Source organism: Streptomyces sp. NPDC101490 (assembly GCF_044767145.1).
GTDB lineage: Bacteria > Actinomycetota > Actinomycetes > Streptomycetales > Streptomycetaceae > Streptomyces.
On sequence record NZ_JBIWNI010000003.1, the window covers coordinates 766,884 to 787,375 of the forward strand.

18 protein-coding genes are annotated in these 20,492 nt (G+C 73.0%); 8 read left to right on the forward strand and 10 right to left on the reverse strand.

Going from position 1 to position 20,492, the window contains the following annotated elements; all coding sequences use genetic code 11:
• Window positions 1-6 precede the first annotated feature (6 nt).
• The 3 genes from ACIRQY_RS11120 to ACIRQY_RS11130 all read left to right on the forward strand — a co-directional run bounded on the left by ACIRQY_RS11120 (window position 7) and on the right by ACIRQY_RS11130 (window position 2,452).
• Window positions 7-807, forward strand: a complete 801-nt coding sequence (locus ACIRQY_RS11120; RefSeq protein ID WP_403923799.1) for a WHG domain-containing protein — start codon at window positions 7-9, stop codon at window positions 805-807.
• A gap of 327 nt (window positions 808-1,134) precedes the next feature.
• Entirely contained in the window at window positions 1,135-1,692 is a 558-nt protein-coding gene (locus ACIRQY_RS11125; protein ID WP_351789251.1) for a hypothetical protein, read from the forward strand.
• A gap of 142 nt (window positions 1,693-1,834) precedes the next feature.
• Entirely contained in the window at window positions 1,835-2,452 is a 618-nt protein-coding gene (locus tag ACIRQY_RS11130; protein WP_403923802.1) for a class F sortase, read from the forward strand.
• Window positions 2,453-2,571: 119 nt separating this feature from the next.
• Here ACIRQY_RS11130 and ACIRQY_RS11135 read toward each other — a convergent pair whose 3' ends face one another.
• From ACIRQY_RS11135 to ACIRQY_RS11145, 3 genes are read right to left on the reverse strand one after another with little or no spacing between them, the layout of a single operon-like run.
• Window positions 2,572-3,357, reverse strand: a complete 786-nt coding sequence (locus ACIRQY_RS11135; RefSeq protein WP_351789256.1) for a TSUP family transporter — start codon at window positions 3,355-3,357, stop codon at window positions 2,572-2,574.
• Window positions 3,358-3,367: 10 nt separating this feature from the next.
• Window positions 3,368-3,706 (reverse strand): hypothetical protein, encoded by a 339-nt coding sequence (locus tag ACIRQY_RS11140; RefSeq protein ID WP_403923804.1) that lies wholly within the window; start codon window positions 3,704-3,706, stop codon window positions 3,368-3,370.
• Window positions 3,707-3,764: 58 nt separating this feature from the next.
• Entirely contained in the window at window positions 3,765-5,378 is a 1,614-nt protein-coding gene (locus ACIRQY_RS11145; RefSeq protein WP_403923807.1) for a ferric reductase-like transmembrane domain-containing protein, read from the reverse strand.
• Window positions 5,379-5,767: 389 nt separating this feature from the next.
• On the opposite strand from ACIRQY_RS11145, the gene ACIRQY_RS11150 reads away from it, so the two are divergent.
• The 3 genes from ACIRQY_RS11150 to ACIRQY_RS11160 all read left to right on the forward strand — a co-directional run bounded on the left by ACIRQY_RS11150 (window position 5,768) and on the right by ACIRQY_RS11160 (window position 8,888).
• Entirely contained in the window at window positions 5,768-6,352 is a 585-nt protein-coding gene (locus ACIRQY_RS11150; RefSeq protein ID WP_403923810.1) for a TetR/AcrR family transcriptional regulator, read from the forward strand.
• 357 nt (window positions 6,353-6,709) lie between these two features.
• On the forward strand, window positions 6,710-7,996 hold the full coding sequence (locus ACIRQY_RS11155) for an MFS transporter (RefSeq protein ID WP_403923813.1): 1,287 nt from the start codon (window positions 6,710-6,712) through the stop codon (window positions 7,994-7,996).
• A gap of 127 nt (window positions 7,997-8,123) precedes the next feature.
• Complete coding sequence (locus ACIRQY_RS11160; protein WP_403923815.1) at window positions 8,124-8,888, forward strand: SDR family NAD(P)-dependent oxidoreductase; 765 nt, start codon at window positions 8,124-8,126, stop codon at window positions 8,886-8,888.
• 11 nt (window positions 8,889-8,899) lie between these two features.
• Here ACIRQY_RS11160 and ACIRQY_RS11165 read toward each other — a convergent pair whose 3' ends face one another.
• The 3 genes from ACIRQY_RS11165 to ACIRQY_RS11175 all read right to left on the reverse strand — a co-directional run bounded on the left by ACIRQY_RS11165 (window position 8,900) and on the right by ACIRQY_RS11175 (window position 11,167).
• Complete coding sequence (locus tag ACIRQY_RS11165) at window positions 8,900-9,313, reverse strand: VOC family protein (RefSeq protein ID WP_403923818.1); 414 nt, start codon at window positions 9,311-9,313, stop codon at window positions 8,900-8,902.
• Window positions 9,314-9,422: 109 nt separating this feature from the next.
• Entirely contained in the window at window positions 9,423-9,884 is a 462-nt protein-coding gene (locus ACIRQY_RS11170; protein ID WP_403923821.1) for a group III truncated hemoglobin, read from the reverse strand.
• Window positions 9,885-10,075: 191 nt separating this feature from the next.
• A complete protein-coding gene (locus ACIRQY_RS11175) occupies window positions 10,076-11,167 on the reverse strand; it encodes a hypothetical protein (RefSeq protein WP_403923823.1) in 1,092 nt (363 codons plus the stop codon).
• A gap of 220 nt (window positions 11,168-11,387) precedes the next feature.
• Here ACIRQY_RS11175 and ACIRQY_RS11180 point away from each other — a divergent pair, with 220 nt between their 5' ends.
• A complete protein-coding gene (locus ACIRQY_RS11180; RefSeq protein WP_403923826.1) occupies window positions 11,388-12,545 on the forward strand; it encodes an alkaline phosphatase PhoX in 1,158 nt (385 codons plus the stop codon).
• Between the two features lie 62 nt (window positions 12,546-12,607).
• Here the strand turns inward: ACIRQY_RS11180 and ACIRQY_RS11185 are convergent, their stop codons facing one another.
• The 3 genes from ACIRQY_RS11185 to dusB all read right to left on the reverse strand — a co-directional run bounded on the left by ACIRQY_RS11185 (window position 12,608) and on the right by dusB (window position 18,585).
• Window positions 12,608-13,621 (reverse strand): helix-turn-helix domain-containing protein, encoded by a 1,014-nt coding sequence (locus ACIRQY_RS11185; protein WP_403923829.1) that lies wholly within the window; start codon window positions 13,619-13,621, stop codon window positions 12,608-12,610.
• A gap of 760 nt (window positions 13,622-14,381) precedes the next feature.
• On the reverse strand, window positions 14,382-17,093 hold the full coding sequence (ppdK, locus tag ACIRQY_RS11190; protein ID WP_403923832.1) for a pyruvate, phosphate dikinase: 2,712 nt from the start codon (window positions 17,091-17,093) through the stop codon (window positions 14,382-14,384).
• 355 nt (window positions 17,094-17,448) lie between these two features.
• Window positions 17,449-18,585: a tRNA dihydrouridine synthase DusB gene (gene dusB, locus ACIRQY_RS11195; RefSeq protein ID WP_351789285.1), complete on the reverse strand. Its 1,137-nt coding sequence runs from the start codon at window positions 18,583-18,585 to the stop codon at window positions 17,449-17,451.
• A 52-nt stretch (window positions 18,586-18,637) separates the two neighbouring features.
• On the opposite strand from dusB, the gene ACIRQY_RS11200 reads away from it, so the two are divergent.
• A complete protein-coding gene (locus ACIRQY_RS11200) occupies window positions 18,638-20,074 on the forward strand; it encodes an MFS transporter (RefSeq protein ID WP_403923835.1) in 1,437 nt (478 codons plus the stop codon).
• Between the two features lie 117 nt (window positions 20,075-20,191).
• Here ACIRQY_RS11200 and ACIRQY_RS11205 read toward each other — a convergent pair.
• Window positions 20,192-20,492 (reverse strand): transposase (locus ACIRQY_RS11205; RefSeq protein ID WP_403923838.1); only part of this gene is annotated, 301 nt, incomplete at its 5' end.

Consider the following 20,492-nt stretch of genomic DNA (forward strand, 5'->3'; position numbering starts at 1 on the left):
TCCCCCATGAGCACGCCCTACCAGGACGCCCGGCGCATCGGCCAGGACGCCGTGCGCGCCACGATCCTCGGCCGCGCCGTCGAACTGCTGGTGTCGGAGGGCCCGGCCGCCCTGACCGTGCGGCGGATCTCCGCCGACATCGGCGCGTCGACCAAGGTCCTCTACACCCTGTTCGGCGGGAAGGAGGGGTTGGCCGACGCGCTGTACCGGGAGGGTTTCGCCCGGCTGCGCCGCGCCCAGGAGGGCGTTCCGCGCGGCGGCGGTCCCCTGGCGCACCTCGTCGCCCTCGGCGCCGCCTACCGTGGCCACGCCCTGGCCGAACCGGCCTACTACCGGGTGATGTTCGAGCGCGCGCTGCCCGGCCACCGGCCGGGCCCGGAGGCCCTCGCGGTCGCCGAGACGGCCCTGGGGACCTCGACCGCCGCCGTCACCGCCTGCATGGAGGCGGGTGTCCTCCGGCCGGGCGACGCCCGCGAGGTCTCCAGGGCCCTCTGGGCCGCCTCGCACGGCGCGGTGAGTCTGGAGATCTCCGGGCACTTCGCCCCGGAGGAGGCCGCCGCCCGCTACGACGCGCTGCTCGCGGCGGTGCGGCGGGCGTTCGGCGCGGAACCGCCGGAGACCGGGGCCGGGGCCGGAGTCGAGGCCAGAACCGGGGGCGGGGGCGAGGCCAGGACCGGGAGCGGGGGTGAGGTCGGGACCGGAGCCGAGAGCGAGGCCAGAACCGGGGCCGAGGGCGAGGCCGGGATCGGGGGTGCGGCCGAGGCCGGAGCCGCCCCGGTCCTCCCCGCCGTGGAAGGGGAGCGATGACGACGACCCCCCGCGACCGCCACCCCTCCGGCGGCCGGGCGACACGGCCGGAGCCGACCCGCCCCGACGAGGGCCCGCCCGACAGGCCGCGCGTGCGGTCACCCGTTCGGCACCGCGTGTCGCCTGACGCCCCGAAACCCACTCCGACCTGCGAGGACTCCGGGAATCCAGCCGACACACCGCACCGGACGGCCCAATCCTGATGCCTCATCAGCAGGCGCGGGGCGCGCCACGGCTCTTATCTCGGTCATATGAAGGTCACTGCCGGGAAGTCCCTCCCGGCAGGACCGCCCCGCATGACCGCTCGCGCGCCCCGGAGGCTCCCCTATGCGCACCCCTGTCCGCCTGCTCACCGGTACCGCGCTGACGGTCGTCGCGCTCGGGGCGTTCGCCGCCCCGGTCGCGTACGCCAACAACGGCAACGAGAACGACCGCACCAACAACGGCAACCACCACGACAACGGCCGCCCCGAGTTCCTGGAGATCTACCCGTCCTCCGCCGAACCCGGTACGAGCGTCACCGTCAGCACCCGCGCCTGCGGTGAGCACGGTCACGGCGTCGGTGACGCGAACTCGCTCGGCGCGGGCGAGTTCCAGCTGAACCCGAGCACGCACAAGGACGTCGTGGTCGGACGGTTCCACGTGCCGGAGCACGCCAGGGCCGGTACCCACGGCATCAGCGTGGCCTGCGACAACGGCAGGACGGCCCGGGGCGAGCTGACCGTCAGGCACCGGGGTCCGAGCGGGCACGTCCAGACCGGTGTCGGGGGCAGCGTGGGCCCCGACACCGCCCAGGTCACGGCAGGTGCGGCGGTGCTGGCCGCGACTGCCGTGGGCGGGGTCTGGCTCCTGCGCCGCCGGGCGAGCGGCGCGCAGGGCCACTGACGGAGCACGTCCGAGGAGCGACGCCCCTGGCGTGACGCTCCGGACACCTCCCGAGGACCACCGCCCGCCCTGCCCCCGCCGCCCCGTCGCACGGGCCCGGCGGGGGCGGGGCCACCTCCATGAACCGACAGGGGGAACCCAGGTGAGCAACAGGAGCAAGGGCTGGGGCCTGGCCGTCGCCGCCTGCGTCGGGCTCTGGCTCGTCCAGAACGGCTCCGGGCAGGTCACCCCGCCCGTGCCGTCGGCGGCCCAGGCCTTCGCCGCGGGGCCGAGCGTGCACACCGACGCCGCCGCCGACCCGCTGCCGCCGTCGCCGCCGGTCCGGCTCCGTATCCCGGAGACCGATGTGGACACCCCGATGGCACCGCTCGGGCTCGCGGCGAACGGCTCGCTCGACGTGCCACCCGCCTCGGACCGGAACCTGGCCGGCTGGTACCGGGAAGGCACCACACCCGGCGCCAAGGGCACGGCGATCGTCGCGGGCCATGTCGACAACGCCGAGGGACCGGCCGTCTTCTACACGCTCGGCGCGCTGCGCAAGGGCCACCGGATCGAGGTCGACCGGCAGGACGGGCGCACGGCGGTGTTCACCGTCGACGCGGTCGAGGTGTACGAGAACAAGGACTTCCCCGACCGCAAGGTGTACGACGAGGCGGGCCGGGCCGAGATCCGGGTGATCACCTGCGGCGGCGGCTTCTCGAAGAAGAACGGCTACCAGGGGAACGTGGTCGCCTTCGGGCACCTCATCGGGGTGAGATGACCCGGGGCCTTGTCCCGTCCGGGCTCCGGTGGTCCGGGGCCATGGCCCGTGGCCTGTCACCGCTGGCCCGGAGCCCGTGGCCCGGAGCCCGTGGGCCTGAGCCCTTGTCCCGTCCGGGCTCACGCCCACTGGTCGAAGGCGAGCTTCGCGACCAGGGACAGGACCACGACGAGCAGCACCCCGCGCACGAACTCGGCGCCCCTGCTCAGGGCCATCCGCGCCCCGACGGTCCCGCCCACCAGGTTGAAGACCGCCATGACGGCGGCCAGCTGCCAGTACACGCTGCCCTGGTGGGCGAACATGACGAGCGCGCCCGCGTTGGTGCAGACGTTGACGATCTTCGCGGTCGCGGAGGCCGTCACCAGGTCGAGGTGGAGCACCGCGGTCAGCGCGAGGACCAGGAAGGTGCCGGTGCCCGGCCCGAACAGGCCGTCGTAGAAGCCGATGCCACCGCCCACGACGACGATCGCGGTCACGATCCGCGCCCTGGTCAGCGGTGCCCGGTCCGCCCCCTCCGGCTTCGCCCCGAACGACGGCCGCAGCACCACGAAGGCCGCCACCGCCAGCAGCACCACCATGATGACCGGGCGCAGCACGTCACTGCTGATCCCGGCGGCGAAGAAGGCCCCGCCCATGGAGCCCATGAGCGCGGCGAGCCCGATACGGACCGCCGTCCACACCTTGACCGGCGCTTTGCGGACGTAGGTGACGGCGGCTCCCGAGGTGCCCACGATCGAGACGGCCTTGTTGGTGCCGAGGATGTGCGCGGCGGGGACGTTCGGGAGGCCGAGCAGCAGGGCGGGCAGCAGGAGCAGGCCACCGCCGCCGACCACGGCGTCGATCCAGCCCGCCACGAGCGCGGCGAGGCACAGCAGGACGAGGGTGGTCAGCGATATGTCGGGCATGGCCGTGAGCCTAGGGAGACGGTCGTTGCCCCGTCCATCGATCGCCGGATAGTTGAGCTACGTCTGAGCTTGCGGCGCCCGGCTCACGGTCCGGGGCGGGCGGGGCGGCCGGGCTCACGGAGGCGGTGAGCAGCGTCGCGGCGATCGCCCCGGCGCCGAGGAGGGCGGTCGCCAGCCGCCGCCGGGCCCGCTCGACGGAGACGGCCGCGAACGGGGCCCGGGGCGCGCCGTGCCTGCCCCGGCGGGCCCGCGCCCCGGACGGCGGCGGTCCCTGGACGTCCACCGCCTCCGGTACGTCCGCCGTGCCCCGCACGTACGGGGCCCCTCGTACGTCCACCGCCTCTCGCACGTCCGTACCTCCCCACGCGTCCGCCGTACACCGTCGTGCGTCCGGTCCGCTCGTCTCGCTAGGCATGGTCGAAGTCCTCGCTGTGGATGCGGGAGGCCGGCACTCCGGCCCGGATCAGGTTGGCGGTGGCGGCCCGTGCCATCGCGGGCGGCCCGCACAGGTAGACGTCGTGGACAGCGAGGTCCGGCACCAGTTCGCGCAGGGCGCGCGGGGCGAGCGGGTCGAAGGAGGCGTCCGAGGGGCCGAGGAGGAAGTGGAGCGCGGCCCGGCGTTCGCGGGCTATGCCCTCCAGTTCGGCGCGCAGGACGAGCCCGGTGGCGTCGGACGCCCGGTAGAGGAGGGTGATGTCTCCCGGCCCGCCGGGCAGCGTCTCGAAGAGGGCCCGCAGCGGAGTGATGCCGACGCCGCCGGCGAGCAACAGGACCTTGCGGCGGGTGCGGCGGTGGGCGGTGAGCGCGCCGAACGGACCCGAGGCCAGGACCCTGGTGCCGGGGCGCAGCCGCCGGATGCGCCGGGTGTGGTCGCCGAGCGCCTTGACCGTGATCCGCAGGGTGTCGTCGCGGACCGGGGCGGAGAGGGAGAAGGGCAGTGCGGTGGCCCAGAGCCCGCGCCGCAGGAACCGCCAGCGGAAGAACTGGCCGGGTTCGGCGCGGAGCCGGGCCACTCCCCTGCCCCGGACGAGGACGGAGACCACCCCGGGCCCCTCGTCGCGGACCTCGACGACCCGCAGGTCGTGGCGGAGGGCGGCGCGGACGGGGACGACGAGCCGGTACCAGACGAGGAGGACGGCGACGGTGCCGTGGGCCATCGACCAGAGCCAGCGGGTGAGGAGGCTGTCCGCCACGTCGGGCCCGGCGAGCTGGTGGACGAAGCCGAGGGCGGCGGCGAGCAGACCGCCGAGGTGGACGGCCCGCCAGGTCTCGTGCCGGACCCGGCGGCGGACGGAGCGCGCGGAGGTGACGCCCACGGCGACGAAGAGGGCGGTGCCGACGGTGGCGGCGGCGAGCGCCGGGTACGCCAGGAGGTGCCCGGTGGCGGTGACCAGGTCGGTACGGGTGTGGGCGGCGTAGCCGCAGAGGGCGAGGAGCGCGTGCGCACCGATGAGCCCGAGGACGTACCGGCCGCCGAGCGCGTGCCAGCGGGCGAGCCGGTCGGCGCCGACGCCGTGCTCGACGGCCGGGACGCGGGCCATGAGCAGCAGCAGGACGAGGACGCCGTATCCGGCGAGGAGACCGGTGAGGTGGGCCCCGGTGGCGAAGAGGGCGTCGAGCCGGGCGGACGGCCGGGCCTGGACGCCCCACAGCAGGGTGACCGCCCCGGCACCGGCGAGGATGCCGTTCCGCAGCCGGTCGGGGGCGAGCCGGAGCGGAGGGACGTCGGGGTGGGGGTGAGGAGTGGGGGCGTGGACGCCAGGGGTGGGATGGGGATGGGTGCGGTCGGCGGGGTGGACCGGGCCTGCGGGGGGAGTGTGGCCGGTGGAGTGGAGCGGGGTGGTGGGGTGAATGTGGCCTGTGGGGTGAACTGGGCCTGTGGGGTGGAGCAGGGCGGCGGGGCGGGTGCGGTCGGCGGGGCGGGGCGAGCCGGAGGGCGGGGGCGGGGCGGCGGGCGTGGCCGGGGCCGGCGGGGCGGGCAGGGGCACGTACAGGGGGTGGGGGCTGGACTCGGGGGTCACATCCGGCACCCTAGGTCGGCCTCCGCACGCGAACCCGGCGCTCGGGCCCGTCCACCTGATCCTTAAGGCAGGCTTGAGCCGAGGCTGACCACGGGTTAACCCCGGTGGCGGAGCCGGGACGGGACGGGGTGGCGCAGCCGGAACGGGGTGGCACAGCCGGGACGGACGCGGGACCGGCGGCCGGACGGGGCCGCCGCACGCCGGATTTCCCGATTCCCCCCTTGTCTCATATCCGGACAGCAGATCGCCGTGAGCGGACGTCCGGCGGACCCGCGAGCACCCGGCGGCCCGGCCGGCACCAGTCCCCCGGCCCGACCAAAGCCACCCCCTTGACCGATCGTTCCAAAAATTGCTTGACCGCTCGTTCCAGAAAGCCGTACGGTCCTCTCGTGGCCAGGACCAAGGAATTCGATCCCGACGCCGCGCTCCAGGCAGCGCTCGACCTGTTCTGGGCGCGCGGCTACGAGGCGACGGCGATGTCGGACCTCGTGGAGCACCTCGGCATCGGCCGGGCCAGCATCTACGCGACCTTCGGCAACAAGCACGAGCTGTACCTGAAGGCGATGGACCGCTACCTGGAGACCCGCGACCCGGATCTCACCGAGGAACTGTCCGCGCCGGGTCCGGCACTGCCCGCCGTCCGCGCGCTCGTCCGCCGCTTCGCCGCCGAGGCGTCGACCGATGAGGAGCGCCTGAACGGCTGTTTCGTCACCAACTCGGCGGCGGAGCTGGGGCCGCACGACACGAAGGTGGCACGCCGCGTCGAGCTGAGCTGGGAGCAGATCGAGACGCTCCTGCACGCGTCGCTCGCACGGGCGCGCGCCGGGGGCGAACTCCCGGCCGACCGCGACCCACGGGCGCTCGCCCGGATGCTGCTCGTCCTGATGCAGGGCATCCGGGTGGTCGGCAAGGTGTCGAGCGACCCGGCCCGGGTCCGCGACGCGACGGAGCAGGCACTGACCCTGCTGGACTGAACGATCCGGAAAAGGCGCCCACGGGGGAGGCGCCTTTTCTTCGGCGCCCATATTGGAACGAACGGTCAAATATAACGGGGGGTGGCCATGTCGTCGATGACGACGAGAAGCACCGACGAGGGCACGGAAGGGTGCGGGGCGGAGGGCGGGGACGGGAGCGCGGACAGGAGCACGGACCGGAGCCCGGACGAGGGTGCGGATACGGGTCGGGGCAGGAGAACGGGCGAGGGTACGAGTCGGGGCGGGGGTACGGTCACGGCGGGCGCGACGGCAGCCGGAGACACGGGCCCGAGGCACAGCACGCCCGCCAGCACCAGCGTCCGCCGTACCCGCGCCGGATTCGTCCTGCTCGGGGCCGTGCAGATGACGCTCGTCTTCACCCTCGCCTCGCTGGCCGTACCCCTCCCCCGCATCGGCGTCGAACTACGGCTCGATCGGGCCCAGTTGATCCTGCTGAGCGCCGCGTACGGGCTGACCTTCGCCGGGCTGCTGCTCCTCGGCGGACGGCTCGCCGACCGATTCGGCGGACGGCGGACGCTCACCGCCGGGCTGCTGCTCTTCGGCGCCGCCTCCGCCCTCGCCCCCCTCACCCAGGGGTACGGGGCCCTGCTCGCCGCCCGGTTCGGACAGGGCGCCGGTGCCGCGCTGGTCGCCCCGGCGGCGATGGCCGCGCTCCGGGACCTGTTCCCGGCGCCGGGCGCGTACGGCAGGGCGATGGGCACCTGGGGCGGGCTCTCCGTGCTGGGCGCGACCGCGGGGAACCTGCTCTCCGGGGTGATCGCGGCGGCCTCCTCCTGGCGCGGCACGTTCGCGGTACCGATCGCCGTGGCCGTCGCCGCACTGCTCCTCGCGCCCCGGCTGCTGCCACCCGCGCCGCCCTCCGGGACGGCCGGGCGCCGCTCGCTCGACCTGCCCGGTGCGCTGCTCGCCACCGGCGGCATCGTCCTCGCCAGTTACGGGCTGGTCCTCACCGACGCCCACCCGTGGGCGTCCGCCCAGGTCCTGGTCCCGCTGCTCGCCGGAGTCGCCCTGCTCACCGCCTTCGGGGCGGTGGAGCGGCGGACGGCCGATCCGCTCCTGCCGCCGGGTTTCCTGCGCGACCGGCGCCGCGCCCTGGGCCTGGCGGCGATCGGGCTCACCGCGGCGGGCACGGCCACCGTCTTCGTCCTGCTGTCCCTCGCGCTCCAGCGGGAGCGCGGCTGGGACGAACTGCGCACCTCCGCCGCCTTCGTGCCCTTCGCCGTCGCGCTGCTGGGCGCGGGCCGGCTGACGGGCCCGCTGATCGCACGGTACGGCCCCGGCCGGGTGACCTCGGCGGGCCTCGGGACGGCGGCCGTCGGCCTGGGGCTGCTGGCGGCGACCGGCTTCGAGACCTCGGTCCCGTACGCGTACGGCTTGCTGCCGGGGCTCGTCCTGCTGCCGCTCGGCGGCGCCCTGTCTTTCTCCGGCGCCGCCGTCCTCGCCACCGAGGGCGTCCCGGCGCACCGCGCGGGGCTGGCCGGAGGCGTCCTGAACACGGCGATGGAACTCGGTCCGACCGTCGTCTTCGCCGCCCTGCTCACCCTCGGCGGCGACGCGGTGTCCCTGGCGGCGGCCACCGTCCTCTTCGCGGCCCTCGCGGTCGCCACGACCCGCACGGAGTGACACCACCACCCGCATCACGCATCGCACGCCGCACGGACCACCGACCGCAGACCGCAGACCGCAGACCGCAGACCGCAGACCACAGACCACAGACCAAGCAGCAACCATCACAGGGGAGTTGACCCATATGTCCGCATCACGTTTCACCGGCCGCGTCGCACTCGTCACCGGGGCGGGTTCCGGTCTCGGCCGGGCCGTCGCGCTCGCCTTCGGCGCCGAGGGCGCGAAGGTCGTCGTCGCGGGCCGCACCTCGGGCCCGCTGGAGGAGACGGTCGCGCTGATCGAGGCCGCCGGGGGCACGGCCGCGGCCGTCACCGCCGATGTGGCCTCCGCCGAGTCCGTACGGGAACTGGTCCGCGCCACGGTCCAGCGCTTCGGCGGGCTCGACGTGGCCGTGAACAACGCGGGGATCTTCCGGGGCGGACACAGCGCCGCCGACTTCCCGCTGGAGGACTGGCAGGCACTCCTCGACACCAACGTCACGGGGGTCCTGCACGCCCTCCAGGCCGAGGTGGCCCACATGCGGGCGCACGGCGGCGGGGCGATCGTGAACGTCTCGTCGAACCTGGGCCCCCACGTGCGCGTCCCCGGGGTCTTCGGCTACCAGGTGTCGAAGGCGGCCGTGTCGGCCCTGACCAGGGCCGCCGCCCTGGACCACATCGCCGACGGGGTCCGCATCAACGCGGTCAGCCCCGGCGCCTCCGAGTCGTCGATGTCGCTGCTGCCCGGGGAGACGGAGGCCGAGCGGGAGGTCCGGATGAAGCAGGACTCTCCCCTCGGCAGGATCTCCTCGGCCGCCGAGATCGCGGCGGCCGTGCTGTACCTCGCGTCGGACGCGGCGGGCTCCGTCGTGGGCGCGGATCTGGTGATCGACGGCGGGGTCTCCGCCTGACGCACCGGGGCTCAGCCCTGGACGGCCGCCGGGTCCATCCAGAAGATCTCCCAGTGGTGGCCGTCCAGGTCGGTGAAGGAGCGGCCGTACATGAAGCCGTGGTCCTGCGCCTCCTTCGCCGGGGTGGCGCCCGCGGCCAGCGCCGCCTCGGCCAGCGCGTCGACCTCCTCGCGGCTCTCCGCGCTCAGCGTGACCAGCGCCTCCGTGGTCCGGGTCGCGTCGGCGATCTCCTTGCCGGGGGCCATGAAGCCACGGAACTTGGGCTCTTCCAGCAGCATCACGAAGATCGTGTCGCTGATGACGACACACGCGGTGGACTCGTCGCTGAACTGCGGGTTGATCGTCCAGCCGAGCTTCTCGAAGAAGGTCCTGGCGGCGGCGACGTCCTTGACGGGCAGGTTGACGAAGATCATCTTCTGGGCCATGGCGTGCTCTCTTCCCTCGGTGCGTACGCGCGCTTCCGTTCTCGCGCCTTCAAGAGGTAGGACGGGTACCGCGCCCCGAACTCATCGCTCTCCCGAGATCTTTTTCCGCTCAGGAGGCGGTGCGCAGCTCGAAAGCGGCCAAGGGGATGAATCCACCGGACCCGCCGCCGGTCGCCGCCCCCGCCACCGCGTCGGGCCCGGCGAGCCGCCGCAGCAGCGCGAGGGCGATCCGCTCGCCCTGCGCCTTGGCCCGGTCGGCGAGCGGCCCGGCGTACAGCCCGTCGACGCTCGCCCGCCACAGCTGCGTCCAGCGGCCGAAGTGGGCGGCGGTCAGCGGCCGTGCGGAGTGCAGGGCGCCGTGCGGGGCGAAGGCGTCACGCCGGTACGGGGCGCTCCGCAGGAGGGCCCGCTCCCAGAAGTCGGTGATGTGCGGCAGATGGGCCTCCAGGTCCGTCCCGGCGACCTCCGTGAAGAAGGGCCCGATGAGGGGATCGGCGAAGGCGGCGGTGTAGAAGTGGCGCAGGAGCACGTCGAGATCGGCACGGTCGCGGATGTCCCGGGTGGCACGCATGCCCCCAGTGTCCCCGCCGCTCGCCCGCCCCCCAAGTGCCGAAGGTCCCCGGGCCCACCGCCCGCGAGGCCCCGTCCGGAGCCATCCGGCTCCTACCCGGCCCAGCCGCCGGTCCGGTCTCCCGCCCGGCCCCTTCCCCGGCCTCCTTCCGCCGCCGGTCCGGTCACCCCCGCCCGTCCCTCCGTCCCCGCTCAGCCGCCCGTCCGGTCGCCCTCGGCCGTCCACCGGCTGAGCGTCCCGCCGTCCGCCTCCGCGTCGTACGTGAGCCAGCTCCCGTCACCGAGCGGGCGGACCGGGCTGTCGACGGGGCCGCCGGGGTACGTGACGGGGCCCCGTATCTCCAGGGTGCGGGCGTCGAGGAGCCAGTGCCGGGGGCCCGAGTCGTCCACGTCGTACTCGACGCCCGTGGAGACGACGACCGTGTCCGCGTCGACGAAGCCGGGCGCGTGGTCCCACGGCAGCTCGTCCGCGTCGGCCCCCTCCGCCGCCGGGAGCGGGTCGCGCGCGGCGAGGACCGTACCGTCCAGGGCGTGCAGCCGCAGGTCGGAGCCGTAGTGCTCGACGGTGAGGAAGCCCCCGTGCGCCGGGTGGACGTCCACGAGGATGCGGTCGAGGGCCCCGTCGAGGTCCCACACGGTCGGCCGGGTGCCGTCCCAGCGCGCCCAGAACAGCAGGACGCCGTCCTGGCCCATGCCGACGCAGAGCCCCATGTGGACGCCGTCGGGGTGGGAGAAGTGCTGCGAACCGGACGCCTCGCTGTCACCGAGCGGAATCCGGGCGAGCTCCCGGCCGTCCCGCGCGTCCAGGACCGACCAGACCTCCTGGTACTCCTCTCCCGGGGCCAGGACGTGCGCCCAGACGAACCGGCCGTCGTCGGAGACCCGGCAGGAGCCGTGCTCGTAGCCCTGGCAGGGGCCCCGCCCGGCCGCCGGATGCGGATGGCCGAGCGGGGAACCCCAGCAGGTGTGCTCGTACTCCCAGAGCGTCTCGCCGTCGGCGGTCACCGCCCGTACCGCCCGCTGTCCGGCGAACACGGCGAAGCTCCCGTCGGGGCTCACCGACCCCCCGCCCCGGGCGAAGTCCGGCCAGGGCAGCGGGAAGACGGCGGCGGGCGCCTGCTCCCCGCCGAACAGGGCGTCCAGTTCGTGGACCTCCAGGTCGTCGCCGTGGAGCAGCAGGGCGCGGGGCGGACGCCCCGACCGGCTCTCCCAGACGGAACCCTGGACCAGTGCCCGCCCCTCCGGCAGCCGGAGCGAGTCGAGCAGATGCGCGGAGATCGACATGGTCCGAAGCTAACGGGTGGCACCGACAGCGGGGGACGCACGGTGCCGCCGGGCGCCCCTCCGGCCTCGGCCGGAGGCGCCCCCGCCCGGTGCGCGCCGTCTCCGCTTCACCGCTCGTTGACGCGCAGTCAACTCCGTACTCCTAGGTTCCGGAGACGCGCGACCCCGTCGCCCGACCGGCGCGGCGGGGCGGATCACCATCCTTTCCCGGGAGTGAGACGTGGAGCGACGCGGTTTCCTGCGTGGAGCGGTCATCGGCACCTCGGCCGCCGTCTTCGGCGGCAGCCTGTGGCACGGGGCGGCGTTCGCCGCCCCCGCCCAGCCGGGCGCGGGCCCCTACGGGGCGCTGGGCGCGGCCGACGCCAACGGCATCCTGCTGCCCGCCGGGTTCACCAGCCGGGTGATCGCCCGGTCCGGACAGCCGGTCCCCGGCACCTCGTACAGCTGGCACAGCGCCCCCGACGGCGGCGCCTGCTTCGCCGACGGCACCGGCTGGATCTACGTGTCGAACTCGGAGGTCAACCCGGGCGGCGGGGCGAGCGCGGTGCGCTTCGACGCGGCGGGCACGGTCACCGGCGCGTACCGCGTCCTCTCCGGCACCCGGCAGAACTGCGCGGGCGGCGCCACCCCGTGGAACACCTGGCTCTCCTGCGAGGAGGTGTCCCTCGGCTACGTCTACGAGTCGAACCCGTGGGGCGGCACCGCGTACCGCCGGGACGCGATGGGCCGGTTCAAGCACGAGGCCGCCGCCGCCGACCCGGTCCGCAAGGCGGTCTACCTGACCGAGGACGAGACCGACGGCTGCTTCTACCGCTTCCTCCCCACCACCTGGGGCGACCTTTCGGCGGGCACCCTCCAGGTCCTCAAGGCGTCCACCGCCACCTCGGGCGGCTTCACCTGGCAGAACGTGCCGGACCCGGACGGCTCCCCGACCACCACCCGCAACCAGGTCCCGGGCGCCAAGCGCTTCAACGGCGGCGAGGGCTGCCACTACGCGGACGACACCGTCTGGTTCACCACCAAGGGCGACAACCGGGTCTGGCAGGTGAACCTCGCCGCGGGCACCTACGAGCTGGCCTACGACGACTCGCTGGTCCCCGGCGGCGCCGCCCCACTGACCGGCGTCGACAACATCACCGGCAGCGCCTCCGGGGACCTGTTCGTCGCGGAGGACGGCGGCAGCATGGAGATCTGCCTCATCACCCCGGACGACGTCGTCGCGCCGTTCCTGCGGATCAGCGGCCAGTCCGGCTCGGAGATCACCGGCCCGGCCTTCTCCCCCGACGGCGGGCGGCTGTACTTCTCCAGTCAGCGCGGCACCGTCGGCAGCTCCTCCGGTGGCATCACGTACGAGGTCAAGGGCCCGTTCCGCAGCTGATCCATGACGCCCGGGACGGTGGCCGTCGCGTCACCGCGCGCCCCCGTGCGCGGGTGCCCGTGTCACCGGCCCGTCCGGGCGTAGCACCGCCCGTCCGCCGACCGCTGGGCGCCGCCGAGGAGGGCGGCGCCCAGCGGTGTCAGGGTGTGCAGGACCGCGTTGCCGTTGCGCAGGGTCGCGATGAGCCCGGCCTCGCGCAGGACGCCCGCGTGCTGGCTCGCGGAGGCCAGGGACACCCCGGCCCTGCGGGCCAGTTCGCTCGTCGTGCCACCGTCGCCGATGGCGTGCAGGACCACCGAGCGGGTCTGTCCGACCAGCTTGCCGAGCGAGGTGCCGCCGGGCGGGCGGACGGTCGGCGCCTCGCCGTGCGTGACCGGGTAGACGAGGACCGGCGGCAGCGCGGGATCGCGCAGCACGACGGGCGTCCCCCGGCAGAAGTACGAGGGCTGGAGCAGCAGCCCCCGCCCGTCCAGGTGGACGTCCCGGTCGACCGGGTAGTCGGCCTCCAGGACGGGTGCGCGCCAGCGCAGCATCGGCGGCAGCGAGTCGAGGAGTTCCTCGGCGCCGCCGTCCAGGAGGGCGCGGCCCCGGCGTGCCCGGTCGGCCTCGACGCTGGCGCGGATGCGCGGCCAGTACGGCTCGACGGCCGCCCGGTGATAGCTCCGCAGGGCCCCCACGAGCCGGTCGAAGGGCTGGGCGGCGCCGTCGGCGAGGGCGCGCAGCGAGTGCGGCACGGTCCGGCCGCCGGAGCGGTCGGCGGCGAGCAGGGCGAGTTCGTCGTGGAGCCGCAGGGGATCGGTGGCCCGGATCGCCTGGAGTCCCTCGTCGAGTCCCTGGATGCCTTCCGCAGGTGTCAGGAAGTCGGGGAAATATCCACGGCCGGGTACGAGCGCCGCGAGGATGCGGGTCTCACCGCCGAGCCGCATCCGTGTTTCGGAGCGCCATTCCCCGTAGACCACAGGGCCGCGCCGGTCCCGTAAACGATGAAAACTCAGAATCGTTTCCCATAGAACGTCCGGCCGGGCGGCCGTCCGCACCCCCGCCAAGTCGATTCCGGTGAAATGAATCCGCAGCATGACGTCCCCACCTGTGCACGATCAACCACCCCCGACAACGAGTATGCACAGCATCACAGCACGTTACCAGGGTGTTTCAGCCACAGTTGAAAAGCATCGCGGCGATCAGGGCGGAAACGAAAAGCTGTACGGGTCGGGCAGGAAACCTTCAGGACCGAGGTGACGGACCAAGACCGTGGGGGGCTTAGTCCGTCCGGCGGCGGTCGGCGAGGTTACGGCTCACCTGCCCGGCACCAGTAAAGGGCGCGGCCTCCGGGTGGGGATCCGGGGGTCGCGCCCGCCCCATTCTCCGTACCGCTTCACGCCTCTTCGCTTCTTTTCGGCCACACACGAAGAAGTTCAACAACGAATAATTCAAACGGCCGAAATTGAACACCGACTCACGACCGCGCGAATGGCTTCCGTACGGCGCCCATACGGGATTCGTACGGCCCCGCCGCCGCACCGCACCCGCACCGCACCCGCACCGCCCCGCACCCGCACCGCGCGGCCTCCCGGACGGACGGCGGGAATCGCGGCGGGTGCGACGGCGGGACGGACGACGGGGACGGACGACGCGGACGGCGCCGTGCGACGGGTGCGACGGCGGGACGGACGACGGGTGCGAGGCGGGACAGGCGACGCGGACGGACGACGGGACGGACACCTCCGCACTGAGGTGTCCGTCCCGTCCTGTGGTTCCGGTGCCGCCGCCCGCCGGTGAGGGTGGAGGCGGCGGGGGCGGCACCGGGGGTCCCGCGGGGGCGCCGGGCGCCCGGGTTCAGCGGCTGTCGCTGCCCTTCGCCTCGGCCGCCGCGCGGCCCGCCTCCAGGCGCGCCACCGGGATGCGGAAGGGCGAGCAGGAGACGTAGTCCAGGCCGACCTCGTGGAAGAAGTGCACCGACTCCGGGTCGCCGCCGTGCTCGCCGCAGACACCGAGCTTGATGTCGGGGCGGGTGGCGCGGCCCGCCTCGACGGCGCTGCGGACCAGGGCGCCGACGCCGTCCTTGTCGATGGTCTCGAAGGGGCTGACGCCGAAGATGCCCTTCTCCAGGTAGGCGGTGAAGAAGGAGGCCTCCACGTCGTCGCGGGAGAAGCCCCACACCGTCTGGGTCAGGTCGTTGGTGCCGAAGGAGAAGAACTCGGCGGCCTCGGCGATCTGTCCGGCGGTCACGGCGGCGCGCGGCAGCTCGATCATGGTGCCGAGGGCGAGCTTGAGGTCGACGCCGGTGCGGGCCCGTACCTCGGCGATGACCTGCTCGGCCTCCTCGCGGACGATCTCCAGCTCCTGGACCGTGCCGACCAGCGGGATCATGATCTCGACGCGGGGGTCGCCCTTGGCGTCGACGCGCTGGGCGGTGGCCTCGGCGATGGCCCGGACCTGCATGGTGAACAGGCCGGGGATGACCAGGCCGAGGCGGACGCCGCGCAGTCCCAGCATCGGGTTCTGCTCGTGCAGCCGGTGGACGGCCTGGAGCAGGCGCAGGTCGTTCTCGTGCGGCTCCTTGCGGGACTCGGCGAGGGCGACCCGGACCGACAGCTCGGTGATGTCGGGCAGGAACTCGTGCAGCGGCGGGTCGAGCAGCCGGACCGTGACGGGCAGCCCGTCCATGGCCTCGAACAGCTCCACGAAGTCCGTCTTCTGGAGCGGGAGCAGGGCTTCGAGGGCCTCGTCGCGCTCGGTGTCCGTGTCGGCGAGGATCAGGCGCTCGACGTACTGGCGGCGCTCGCCGAGGAACATGTGCTCGGTGCGGCAGAGGCCGATGCCCTGGGCTCCGAAGCGGCGGGCGCGGTTGGCGTCCTCGGCGTTGTCGGCGTTGGCCCGGACCCGCAGCCTGCGGACGCGGTCGGCGTAGGCCATGATCCGGTGGACGGCCTGGACGAGTTCGTCGGCGTCGTCGGCCCCGGCGTGCATCCGGCCCTCGAAGTACTCGACGACCGGGGACGGCACGACGGGCACCTCACCGAGGTAGACCTTGCCGGTGGAGCCGTCGATGGAGACGACGTCGCCCTCCTCGACGACCCGGCCGTCGGCCGTGGTCATCCGGCGGCGCTTGGTGTCGACCTCCAGCTCCTCGGCGCCGCAGACACAGGTCTTGCCCATGCCCCGGGCGACGACGGCGGCGTGCGAGGTCTTGCCGCCGCGCGAGGTCAGGATGCCCTCGGCGGCGATCATGCCGTCCAGGTCGTCCGGGTTGGTCTCGCGGCGGATCAGGATGACCTTCTCGCCGGAGCGGGACCACTTGACGGCGGTGTACGAGTCGAAGACGGCCTTGCCGACGGCGGCGCCCGGGGAGGCGGCGATGCCGCGCCCGATCTGGTCGGCCTTGGCGGCCTCGTCGAACTTGGGGAACATCAGCTGGGCGAGCTGGGCGCCGTTGACGCGCTGGAGCGCCTCGGCCTCGTCGATGAGGCCCTGGTCCACGAGCTGGGTGGCGATGCGGAAGGCGGCGCCGGCGGTGCGCTTGCCGACCCGGGTCTGGAGCATCCAGAGGTGGCCGCGCTCGATGGTGAACTCGATGTCGCAGAGATCCTTGTAGTGGGTCTCCAGCGTGTTCATGATCTCCATGAGCTGGTCGTACGACGCCTTGTCGATCGACTCCAGGTCGGCCAGCGGCACGGTGTTGCGGATGCCCGCGACGACGTCCTCGCCCTGCGCGTTCTGGAGGTAGTCGCCGTAGACGCCCTCGTGGCCGGAGGCGGGGTCGCGGGTGAAGGCGACGCCGGTGCCGGAGTCGGGGCCGAGGTTGCCGAAGACCATCGAGCAGATGTTGACGGCGGTGCCGAGGTCGCCGGGGATGCGCTCCTGGCGGCGGTACAGCTTGGCCCGGTCGGTGTTCCAGGAGTTGAAGACGGCCTGGATGGCGAGGTCCATCTGCTCGCGCGGGTCCTGGGGGAAGTCGCGGCCGGTCCCGGTCTCCACGATCTTCTTGAAGTGCTCGACGACCCGCTGGAGGTCGGCGGCGCCGAGGTCGGTGTCGCTGGCGACCCCCTTGGCGGCCTTGGCCTCGTCGAGGGCCTCCTCGAACAGTTCGCCGTCGACGCCGAGGACGGTCTTGCCGAACATCTGGATGAGACGGCGGTACGAGTCCCAGGCGAAGCGCTCGTTGCCGGCCTGGCGGGCGAGCCCGGCGACGGACTCGTCGGAGAGGCCGATGTTGAGGACGGTGTCCATCATGCCCGGCATGGAGAACTTGGCTCCTGAGCGGACGGAGACCAGGAGCGGGTCGTCCGCCTGGCCGAGCCGCTTGCCCATCCGCCGTTCCAGGGCGTCGAGGTGCGCGCTCACCTCGTCGCGCAGCGCGGCCGGTTCCGAGCCGCTCTCGAGGTAGACCTTGCACGCCTCGGTGGTGATCGTGAACCCGGGAGGGACCGGCAGGCCGAGGTTGGTCATCTCGGCCAGGTTCGCGCCCTTGCCACCGAGCAGGTCCTTCAGGTCCCTGTTGCCCTCGGTGAAGTCGTACACGAACTTCTGATCATTGTTTTCCGACACGGGTCCCGACTCCTCGATGACTCGGTTGGCTGCCCTGACGGCGAGGAACATACCCAGATCGAAGGCTTCTGGGGAGGTACGCCTAGCGGTCACGTGGCCTTAACCACCCGTCCGCCAGCACTTCGAAAGTAACCGACCGGTAGCTTCCGCTTTCAGGCCCCGAAGGCGACATGACTCCCCACAGAGACAAGTCGCTCACATGAGCACACATTCGAGCATCTGTGTTCACTTCTTGAACGCAAAAAGGGTGGCACCCGGTGCCACCCTTCAGGGAGTACAGTCTTGCGTAACCTGCTCATCTGAGCACCACCCCCCTCAAGGGTGGCGAGGATCACTCCCCCGGGATGGTCCGATCTCAGCCGCCGGACGTGTCCAGCTCGGCCTCTTCGCTCACGCCCGCACAGTCGTACGGGTCCTTCAACCAGCCATCCGGCAGGACAACACGGTTGTTTCCGGACGTACGGCCCCGAGGGCCGTCGGCACCCACCGGCCACGGCTGGTCCAGGTCCAGCTCGCTCAACTGAGCGCTCAGCTCGTCCAGGGAGGAGGTGATCGCCAGCTTCTTGCGCATCTCGGAGCCCACCGAGAAGCCCTTCAGGTACCAGGCCACATGCTTGCGGAAGTCGATGACACCGCGTGCCTCGTCACCCAGCCACTCCCCGAGCAGCCGCGCGTGCCGCACCATCGCGTCCGCGACCTCCCGGAGCTCCGGCTGGGCGTAGGCGTCGGTGCCCTCGAAGCCCGCCACCAGGTCGCCGAAGAGCCACGGGCGGCCCAGGCAGCCCCGCCCCACGACCACGCCGTCACAGCCCGTCTCCCGCATCATCCGCAGGGCGTCGTCGGCGGACCAGATGTCACCGTTGCCGAGCACCGGGATCTCGGGCACGTGCTCCTTGAGGCGCGCGATCGCGTCCCAGTCCGCCGTACCGCCGTAGTGCTGCGCCGCCGTCCTGCCGTGCAGGGCGATGGCCGTGACACCCTCCTCGACCGCGATCCGGCCCGCGTCGAGATAGGTGATGTGGTCGTCGTCGATGCCCTTGCGCATCTTCATGGTCACCGGCAGGTCGCCCGCGTTGGACACCGCCTCGTGCAGGATCGCCCGCAGCAACGGCCGCTTGTAGGGCAGCGCCGAGCCGCCGCCCTTCCGGGTCACCTTCGGGACCGGGCAGCCGAAGTTCAGGTCGATGTGGTCGGCGAGGTCCTCGTCCACGATCATCCGCACGGCCTTGCCGACCGTCACCGGATCCACCCCGTACAGCTGGATCGAGCGGGGGCGCTCGGTCGCGTCGAAGCGGATGAGCTGCATCGTCTTCTCGTTGCGCTCGACCAGGGCGCGGGTCGTGATCATCTCGCTCACGAACAGCCCCTTGCCGCCGCTGTACTCGCGGCAGAGGGTCCGGAAGGGGGCGTTGGTGATGCCGGCCATGGGGGCGAGCACCACCGGCGGCTGCACGATGTGCGGCCCGATGGCAAGGGGGGAGAACGCGGTCATGGCGCCATTGTCGCGCACTGCGCCGGTCGGGGGTCGGCCGTACTATCCGCACATGCCCGAGCTCACACGCTCACCGCTCCCCCGGCGCAGGCAACTGCTCGTCCTGGCCGTCTGCTGCATGAGCCTGCTCATCGTCAGCCTGGACAACACCGTGCTCAACGTCGCCCTGCCGTCCATCCGGCGCGATCTGGGCGCCTCCGTCTCCGGACTCCAGTGGACGATCGACGCGTACACGCTGGTCCTCGCCTCCCTCCTGATGCTCGCCGGTTCCACGGCCGACCGCATCGGCCGCCGCAAGGTCTTCGTCACCGGACTCGTCGTCTTCGCGCTCGGCTCCCTGCTCTGCTCCCTCGCGCCGAACCTGGAGGCCCTGATCGCCTTCCGCGCGCTCCAGGCGGTCGGCGGCTCGATGCTCAACCCGGTCGCCATGTCGATCATCACCAACACCTTCACGGAACCCGCCGAACGCGCGCGTGCCATCGGTGTCTGGGGCGGGGTCGTCGGTGTGTCCATGGCCGCGGGACCGCTGGTGGGCGGAGTGCTCGTGGAGACCGTCGGCTGGCGGGCGATCTTCTGGATCAACCTGCCGGTGGCCTTGGTCGCCCTGCTCCTCACCCTGCGGTACGTCCCCGAGTCCCGGGCGCCCCGGCCCCGGCGGCCCGACCCCGTCGGGCAGCTCCTGGTGGCGGCGCTCCTCGGCTCGCTCACGTACGCGATCATCGAGACCGACCCGCTGTTCGCCGGGATCGCGGCGGGGGCGCTCGCCGGACTGCTCTTCTACGAGCCCCGGCGCCGCGAGCCCCTGATCGATCTGCGGTTCTTCCGCAGCGCGCCGTTCAGCGGGGCCACGGTGATCGCGGTCGCCGCCTTCGCGGCCCTCGGCGGCTTCCTCTTCCTGAACACCCTGTACCTCCAGGACGTGCGCGGCCTCACACCGCTGCGGGCGGGCCTGTTCATGCTGCCGATGGCGGGGATGACCCTGGTCTTCGCGCCGCTGTCCGGGCGTCTGACGGGGGCGCGGGGGCCACGGCTCCCGCTGCTGTTCTCCGGAGCCGCGATGACCGCCGGGGCGCTGCTCTTCGCGGCCTTCGGGGCGGAGACGGACGATGCGCTGCTCTTCACCGGGTACGTGGTGTTCGGCATCGGCTTCGGTCTGGTCAACACGCCCATCACCAACACGGCCGTCTCCGGGATGCCCCTGGCACAGGCGGGGGTGGCGTCGGCGGTGGCCTCGACGAGCAGACAGGTGGGGCAGACGCTGGGAGTGGCGGTCGTGGGCGCGCTGCTGGCGGCGGGGACCCGTGGCGGAGGCTCCCTGTCCGACTTCGCGGCGGCGGCCCGGTCTGGGTACTGGGTGGTGACGGCGTGCGGGCTCGTGGTGTTCGTCGCGGGGGCGCTGACCAGCGGGAAGTGGGCCCGTGGAACGGCGGAGCGGACGGCCCGGCGGCTGTCGGTGGAGGAGCCGGACTCCCCGTCGCGGACGCCCTAGTAGTGCTTTGTTAGGTGGTGTCGTAGGGCTGCCATGGGGTGGTTTGTCGGCAGGTGGGGCAGGTTCCGGTCCAGGTGGCCAGCAGGTGTTGGAGGAGGTCCAGGGCCTGGTAGAGGGTCAGGCCCTGGCAGGGGCTTTTGGGCAGGTCCGCTGTTCGGTCAGGAACAGGTGGGCGGCTGTGACGAGGGTGACGTGGCGGTGCCAGCCGGTGAACGACCGGCCCTCGAAATGGTCCAGGCCCAGGCTCGTTTTGAGTTCGCGGTAGTCGTGCTCGATGCGCCATCTCGACTTCGCGAGGCGGACCAGGTCCTTGGCGGGGATGCCCGTGGGCAGGTTCGAGATCCAGTACTTCACCGGCTCGGCCTCGTCCTCGGGCCACTGCGCGATCAGCCAGACGAGCGGGATCGTCCCGTCGTCG

Excerpts from the sequence above, each read along its gene's own strand:
- ACIRQY_RS11120 (WP_403923799.1), top strand. The coding sequence starts at position 7 with ATGAGCACGCCCTACCAGGACGCCCGGCGCATCGGCCAGGACGCCGTG.
- ACIRQY_RS11125 (WP_351789251.1), top strand. The coding sequence starts at position 1,135 with ATGCGCACCCCTGTCCGCCTGCTCACCGGTACCGCGCTGACGGTCGTC.
- ACIRQY_RS11135 (WP_351789256.1), bottom strand. The coding sequence starts at position 3,357 with ATGCCCGACATATCGCTGACCACCCTCGTCCTGCTGTGCCTCGCCGCG.
- ACIRQY_RS11160 (WP_403923815.1), top strand. The coding sequence starts at position 8,124 with ATGTCCGCATCACGTTTCACCGGCCGCGTCGCACTCGTCACCGGGGCG.
- ACIRQY_RS11165 (WP_403923818.1), bottom strand. The coding sequence starts at position 9,313 with ATGGCCCAGAAGATGATCTTCGTCAACCTGCCCGTCAAGGACGTCGCC.
- ACIRQY_RS11170 (WP_403923821.1), bottom strand. The coding sequence starts at position 9,884 with ATGCGTGCCACCCGGGACATCCGCGACCGTGCCGATCTCGACGTGCTC.
- ACIRQY_RS11175 (WP_403923823.1), bottom strand. The coding sequence starts at position 11,167 with ATGTCGATCTCCGCGCATCTGCTCGACTCGCTCCGGCTGCCGGAGGGG.
- ACIRQY_RS11185 (WP_403923829.1), bottom strand. The coding sequence starts at position 13,621 with ATGCTGCGGATTCATTTCACCGGAATCGACTTGGCGGGGGTGCGGACG.
- dusB (WP_351789285.1), bottom strand. The coding sequence starts at position 18,585 with ATGACCGCGTTCTCCCCCCTTGCCATCGGGCCGCACATCGTGCAGCCG.
- ACIRQY_RS11200 (WP_403923835.1), top strand. The coding sequence starts at position 18,638 with ATGCCCGAGCTCACACGCTCACCGCTCCCCCGGCGCAGGCAACTGCTC.